This window comes from Streptosporangium sp. NPDC006013 (genome assembly GCF_040614275.1).
In the GTDB taxonomy this organism is placed as follows: Bacteria; Actinomycetota; Actinomycetes; order Streptosporangiales; family Streptosporangiaceae; genus Streptosporangium.
This window is the reverse complement of sequence record NZ_JBEXUE010000087.1, coordinates 20682-27315: the sequence shown is the minus strand read 5'-3', so window position 1 is coordinate 27315 and position 6634 is coordinate 20682. Positions and strand designations below refer to the sequence as shown.

The following is a 6634-nucleotide window of genomic DNA, read 5'->3' as shown; positions in this document are numbered from 1 at the left end:
ATGAGCATGGCACCGGGCGCCGCCGTCCTCGGCTGCAGCGCCACCGGGGTCATCGGTGACGGGCAGGGGGTGGAGGTCACCCCGGCGGTCAGCGCCTGGGCCGCCACCCTCGGTGGGGCCCGGCTGACGACCTTCGCGCTCGACACGCTACGGACCGACGATCGCTTCGTCGTGGTCGGCCTGCCCGACCGCGGCCCCGACGATCACGCCGCCATCCTGCTCGCCGACCCCTACACCTTCCCCACCGACGGTTTCGTCGAGCGCTCAGAGGAGGTCATGGGAGATCTTCCGCTGATCGGCGGCCTGGCCAACGCGATCCAGGGCCGCGGCGCGGTGCGGCTGTTCGCCGACGGGAGGATCTACACGGAGGGGGCCGTCGGGGTGCTGCTCAGCGGTGACCTCAACGTCAGCACCGTGGTCAGCCAGGGCTGCCGCCCGATCGGCCCGACGATGGCCGTCACCTCCGTCGAGGACAACCTGCTGCTCGAACTCGCGGGGCAGCCCGCCCTGGCGCGGCTGGAGGAGATCGTCAGCGCCCTGGACGAGGACGACCGCGACCTGGTCGCCTCGGGGCTGCAGATCGGCATCGCCATGGACGAGTACGCGGAGCGGCACGAGCGCGGCGACTTCCTGATCAGGGGTGTGCTCGGCATCGACCCCGAACGTGAGGCGGTGGCCATCGGCGACGTCGTCGAGATCGGACGTACCGTCCGGTTCCAGGTCCGCGACGCCGCCACCGCCGACGAGGACCTGTACGAGCTGCTTGACGCCCACCGAGAGGAGTTCGGCCGGGTGGACGGTGCCCTGCTGTTCTCCTGCAACGGCCGGGGCTCGGCCATGTTCGGCAGCGCCGACCACGACGCCGTCGCCGTCCGCGACACCCTGGGCCCCATCGGGGTGGCCGGGTTCTTCGCCGCGGGGGAGGTGGGCCCGGTGGGCGGCCACAACCACGTTCACGGCTTCACCGCCTCGGTCCTGGTCTTCTCCGCCCGCCCATCCGCCGGCCACCCTTAAGACCAGCAGATCTTGAGCTGCTCGTCGCCGAAGCCGGGTGGGCCGAGAAACGATCGATTCCGCCATTCGGACTGGACGGTCATCGCGAGGCGAGGGCTCTGTTCGCGGTGTGGGCCGCTCGGTGTTCGGCGTCCACGATCTTCTCCAGCGTCTCGGGGTCCATGACGATGGCGGACGAGGGGATCTCGGCACGGCTGCGCGGGGAGATCGGCAGGCCGACGGCGGCGAACCGGTCCGCCAGGCGCTCGAACGCCGCACCGTCGACGCCGGAATCGTCGATCAGCGCCTCAAGGAGGGTGCTGCCCCTCGGCGCGAAGAAGGTGCCCTCGCTGTCGATCGCGACGATCGGCGGCCGCTCCGCCCGCTCATCCGGGTGCAGCCAGTATCCGTACACGCCATCGCCGTACGAGGGCGAGTTGAACGTCTCCACGACGGGGAACAGGTGGCTCAGCACCTCCGACCAAGACCCGCCGATATCCCGGTTGGCGTCGTCGTCGAACACCGGGTGGGTGCTCCCCGGCCCCAGTACGGTGATCTCCATCTCGCACAGCGGGTCGGCGTCCCGGCCCGCGTCGAGGGGCCGGGCGGCCTGGATGGCGACCATCCGCAGCAGCTCGCCGGGGATCGGGCGGTCGCCGAGCCACCGCCTCGCCCATTCGACGTACTCCTCCTTCGTGAACCGCCCGTCCGTCATCTCAGGACACCCTGCCCCCCCGGTGTGAGCCACCGCGTACATCTTGCGCTCCGTGTTGTCCAGGAACCGATTCCGATCCCATCTCCGTGAGTCTGCCCGCACCGTCTTGTGAAGTTCTTGTAAGCGACTGGGGACGATCGCAGGTGGTGGCCGGAGTCCCGTCCGGCGCGCGCTCCCGCCCGGTCCGGTGCGAAAGCGCGAGCGCGCGCCGTACGATGGCCCGCATGTCGGAGTCCCGGGTGACCTACGAGGACGTGGTCGCCGCGCGCGAGTCGCTGGCCGATGTCGCCCTGCGCACCCCGCTGCTCCACTCACACGTGCTGTCGGGCATCGTCGGCGGGCCCGTCCACCTCAAGTGCGAGCACCTGCAGCGCTCGGGTTCCTTCAAGATCCGGGGGGCGTACGTCAGGATCGCCGGGCTGACCGAGAGTGAGCGGCGGCGAGGGGTGGTCGCGGCCAGTGCGGGCAACCACGCGCAGGGCGTGGCGCTCGCCTCCGGACTGGTCGGGACCTCCTCGACGGTCTACATGCCGCAGGGAGCGCCACTGCCCAAGGTGGCCGCCACCCGCTCGTACGGCGCCGAGGTGATCTTCGCGGGAGACACCGTGGACGTCGCGCTGGAACGGGCGAGGGAGCATGCCGAGCGGACCGGAGCGGTGTTCATCCATCCCTTCGACCACCCCGCCGTCATCGCCGGGCAGGGCACGATCGGGCTGGAGATCGTGGAGCAGCTCCCCGAGGTCGGCACGATCGTGATGTCGCTGGGCGGCGGCGGGCTGGCCGCCGGGGTCGCGCTGGCGGTCAAGTCGCTGAGGCCGGGCGTGCGGATCGTCGGGGTCCAGGCCGAGCGGGCCGCCGCCTACCCGGCGTCGCTGGCCGCCGGGCATCCGGTCGAGGTCCGGCCCGCCTCGACGATGGCCGACGGCATCGCCGTGGGCCGCCCGGGCGAGCTGCCCTTCGAGCTGATCCACTATCTGGTCGACAACGTCGTCACCGTCACCGAGAGTCAGATCTCCCAGGCGCTGGTGCTCTGTCTCGAACGGGCCAAGCAGGTCGTCGAGCCGGCGGGCGTGGCCGGGGTGGCCGCGATCCTGGCCCACCCGCGGGTCTTCGAGCCGCCCGTGGTGGCGGTGCTCTCCGGGGGCAACATCGACCCGCTGCTGCTGGCCAAGGTGCTCCGGCACGGCCTGGCCGCGGCGGGGCGCTATCTCACCGTGCGGGTGCCGCTCTCCGACAGGCCGGGTGCGCTGGCGACGCTGCTGGCCAGGCTGGCGGAGCTCGGCGCCAACGTGCTCGACATCGTGCACGAGCGGCTGGGTATGCACCCTGGCGAGGTCGAGGTGCAGCTCCAACTGGAGACCAGGGGGCCGGTGCACTCCGAGGAGGTGCTGGGCTCCCTGCGGACGGACGGATACAAGATCAGCTTTACCTGAGTCACCAGGACCCGGCCCGCGAGGTTCGCAGCCGGGTCAGGGCGGGGGCGGGGATGTCTCGTCCGGCTTCTCAGGGGAGGCCGACGGCGGGCCGGACCCGACCCGCGAGGTCCGCCGCCGGGTCACCAGGTGGACGGCTTCTCCGCGGTGAACAACCAGGCGTCGAAGAGGGCTTCGAGGTTCTTGCCGGAGATCTTCTCGGCCATCGCGATGAATTCCGGGGTCGTGACGCTCCCGTACTTGTGCGTGGCGACCCACTGCTTCAGGAGCTTGAAGAACGCCGGATCGCCGATCCGCTGCCTGAGCGCGTGCAGCGTCATACCGCCCCGGGTGTAGACGGAGTTGTTGAACAGGTCCTCCGGCCTGGCCCGGCCGGGGGCGTAGCTCCAGATGGGGGCGTCGGCGGCGGCGGCGTAGTTCCTGTGGAAGAGCTGTTCGGTGGTGGACCGGCCCTCGTGCTCCGACCAGAGCCACTCGGCGTAGGTCGCGAAGCCCTCGTTGAGCCACAGGTCCTTCCACCGCTTGATGCTGAGGCTGTCGCCGAACCACTGGTGGGCCAGCTCGTGGGCGATGATGTCGTCGTCGGGGGCGAACCCGCCGTACATGGGCTTGGTCTGGTTCTCCAGCGCGTAGCCCGCGGGGAAGTCGTCGACCACGCCCCCGGTCGAGGAGAAGGGGTAGGGGCCGAAGAGCGTGCTCCAGTAGTCGGTGACCTTGCCCGACACGTCGTACAACCTCCGCAGCGAGCCATGGAAGATCGGGTCGACGGCCGCCAGATTCTTCAGGCCCCCGGGGGTCTTGCCCTGAAGCACCTCGAACCTGCCCAGCGTCATGGTGGCCAGGTAGCTGGCCATCGGGTGGCTCTCCCGCCACCGGAAGGTCGTCCTGCCCCCGACGGTCCTCGGCTCGCCGACGAGCTCGCCGTTGGCCAGCGCCGTCAGCCCCGCGGGCACGGTGAGCTCGAAGTCGTAGCGTGCCTTGTCGGCGGGGTGGTCGTTGCTGGGGAACCAGGTCTTGGCCCCGTTGGGCTGACCCGTGACGAACGCGCCGTCCCGGGTCGGAATGAAGCCGTACGTGCCCAGATTGGAGGAGTTCCGGACAGGTTTGGGCTCTCCGGCGTACGCGACCTCGACGGCGAACGTCGCGTCGTCCGGGATGGACTCGGCGGGGGTGACGGTGAGTTCGCTTCCGGCCCGGTCGAATCTCGCGGGCCTGCCGTCCACGGTGACCCGGCTGACCGTGAAGCCCGAGAGGTCGAGGTTGAAGCTCGCCAGGTGCTGGGTGGCCCGGGCCTCGATCCTGGCCGTCCCGGCCAGGCGCTTGGAAGACGGGGTGTAGCCCAGCTTGAGCAGGTAGTGGTCGACGTCGTAGCCGCCGTTGCCGTCGGTGGGGAAGTCGGGGTCGCCGATCCCGGGGGCGCCGGGCCTGGCCCTGTTGTCGGCGGCGGAGCTGGACAGGGGGGAGGCGGAGGGGCCCGACACCGTCGAATTCGCCGTCGAGTTCACTGCAGGGACGCTCTCCCCGCTCGACGCGGCACAGGCGACCGTGCCGATGGTCCCGAGCGTGCTGAGCAGAGCGGCGGTCGCCGTGGTGGCCAGCCGTTTGGACGCCATACCCGTAACACCCCTTCCCCGGCCCGCTGAGCCGAGCTCGTGCATGGCACACTACGCGACTGACCTGCGTCGATCAGGCGTCTATGACAAGCGTTCTGGCTGCGATGTCGTGCACGGCCTGCTTGCGTGACTGAAAAAGGATGAAAGCCAGGTCTATCCACCCCAGGCAGCAGGTGATGTACATCACCCACCGGACCAGCTCGCGAATCGCGGTCTGCCCGACGTCGGTCCTCCGCCCGCCGAGGTCGGCCACGCGCAGGTGGAAGAGGCGCTTGCCGAGCGTCTGCCCGTTCCAGAAGGAGGTCAGCAGCCAGTAGTACAGAAAGCCGATCACCGCCACCAGGAGGGTCTCCGCGCGGGGCGTTATCGTGACGAAGCCCTCGGAGCCCGTGACGGTGCTGATGGTCCGGTAGCTGAACGGCGAGGAGATGATGCTGATGATGACGAGGTCGAGGATGCCCGCGAACAGGCGGCGCCATCGTCCACCCAGCCGCATGTCCCCGGCCTGGGGGGACTCGCCGAAGGGCCCCCCGCCGTAACCGGGGCCGGGGCCGGGGGTGTAGCCGGGGCCGGGTTCCGGGCCGGGGCCGTGGTGAGGGCCGGGGCCGGGGCCTGGGTGGCCCGGCCCCGGCGGAGCGGGATCGGACCACGGGTCCGATCCCCGGTCATCCGGTGGTGGCGGTATTGATCCCATTTATGGGTGATTGCCGGAAGAGCGCCATCACAAAGCCAAAGGCGGTTGTGGGTTACCTCTGAGCCGCGGTCACAGGTTTCCCCTGAGGTCCTGCTCACGCTCGATCGCCTCGAAGAGCGCCTTGAAGTTGCCCTTGCCGAAGCCGAGCGAGCCGTGCCGCTCGATCAGCTCGAAGAACACGGTCGGACGGTCCTGCACCGGCTTGGTGAAGATCTGCAGCAGGTAGCCGTCCTCGTCCCGGTCGACCAGGATCCCGCGCTTCTTCAGCTCCTCGATCGGCGCACGGACCTCGCCGATGCGGGCGCGCAGTTCCGGGTCGTCGTAGTAGGAGGCGGGAGTGTCCAGGAAGGCGACCCCGGCCTCGCGCATGCGGTCGACGGTGCCGAGGATGTCGTTGGTGGCCAGCGCGATGTGCTGCACGCCGGGGCCGCCGTAGAACTCCAGGTACTCGTCGATCTGCGACTTCTTCTTGGAGATCGCCGGCTCGTTGAGCGGGAACTTCACCTTGCGGGTGCCGTCCGCGACCACCTTGGACATCAACGCCGAGTATTCGGTGGCGATGTCGTCGCCGATGAACTCCGCCATGTTGGTGAAGCCCATGACCCGCTTGTAGAACTCCACCCACTCGTCCATCTTGCCGAGTTCCACGTTGCCGACGCAGTGGTCGACGGCCTGGAACAGGCGGCCGTTCTTCACGTCGGGGGCCGCGACCAGGGGTTCCGCCGGGAGGTAGCCGGGCAGGTAGACACCGCTGTAGTTGGACCTGTCGACAAGGGTGTGCCGGGTCTCGCCGTAGGTGGCGATCGCCGCGACCACCACCTTGCCGTGCTCGTCCTCCAGCACCCGCGGCTCCGACAGCCCCCGTGCGCCCTGGGCGAGCGCGTGGGCGTAGGCCGTGTCCACGTCGGGGACCTCGATGGCGAGGTCGATCACGCCGTCACCGTGCTCGGCCACATGGCGGGCGACCTCGGTGCCGGGGCGCACCGCCCCGCGGAACTCGAACCTGGCGGCGCCCGAGGTGAGGACGTACGCCACCTCGTCGCGGCTGCCGTTCTCCGGGCCCCGATAGGCCACGAGCCGCATGCCGAACGCGCTGGAGTAGTAGTGGGCGGCCTGCTTGGCGTTGCCCACCGCGAAAACCACGGAGTCCATACCGTTCACCGGAAAGATATCGCTCATGCGAGTA

6 protein-coding genes are annotated in these 6634 nt (G+C 69.8%); 2 read left to right on the top strand and 4 right to left on the bottom strand.

The window, feature by feature from the left end; translation table 11 throughout:
- Positions 1-1014 (top strand): FIST N-terminal domain-containing protein (locus tag ABZ260_RS16145; protein WP_355617553.1); only part of this gene is annotated, 1014 nt, incomplete at its 5' end.
- A gap of 79 nt (positions 1015-1093) precedes the next feature.
- On the opposite strand, the gene ABZ260_RS16140 is transcribed toward ABZ260_RS16145, so the two are convergent.
- Entirely contained in the window at positions 1094-1708 is a 615-nt protein-coding gene (locus ABZ260_RS16140) for a hypothetical protein (RefSeq protein WP_355617550.1), read from the bottom strand.
- Between the two features lie 224 nt (positions 1709-1932).
- Here ABZ260_RS16140 and ilvA point away from each other — a divergent pair, with 224 nt between their 5' ends.
- Positions 1933-3141 (top strand): threonine ammonia-lyase, encoded by a 1209-nt coding sequence (gene ilvA / locus ABZ260_RS16135; protein WP_355559950.1) that lies wholly within the window; start codon positions 1933-1935, stop codon positions 3139-3141.
- Between the two features lie 122 nt (positions 3142-3263).
- On the opposite strand, the gene ABZ260_RS16130 is transcribed toward ilvA, so the two are convergent.
- From ABZ260_RS16130 to hppD, 3 genes are all read right to left on the bottom strand, one after another.
- Complete coding sequence (locus ABZ260_RS16130; RefSeq protein WP_355617547.1) at positions 3264-4754, bottom strand: M1 family metallopeptidase; 1491 nt, start codon at positions 4752-4754, stop codon at positions 3264-3266.
- A 73-nt stretch (positions 4755-4827) separates the two neighbouring features.
- Positions 4828-5448 carry an RDD family protein gene (locus tag ABZ260_RS16125; RefSeq protein ID WP_355617544.1) on the bottom strand — a complete coding sequence of 207 codons (621 nt, stop codon included), beginning with the start codon at positions 5446-5448 and terminating at the stop codon, positions 4828-4830.
- Between the two features lie 69 nt (positions 5449-5517).
- Positions 5518-6627 (bottom strand): 4-hydroxyphenylpyruvate dioxygenase, encoded by a 1110-nt coding sequence (gene hppD / locus ABZ260_RS16120; protein ID WP_355617541.1) that lies wholly within the window; start codon positions 6625-6627, stop codon positions 5518-5520.
- Between the last annotated feature and the right edge of the window lie 7 nt (positions 6628-6634).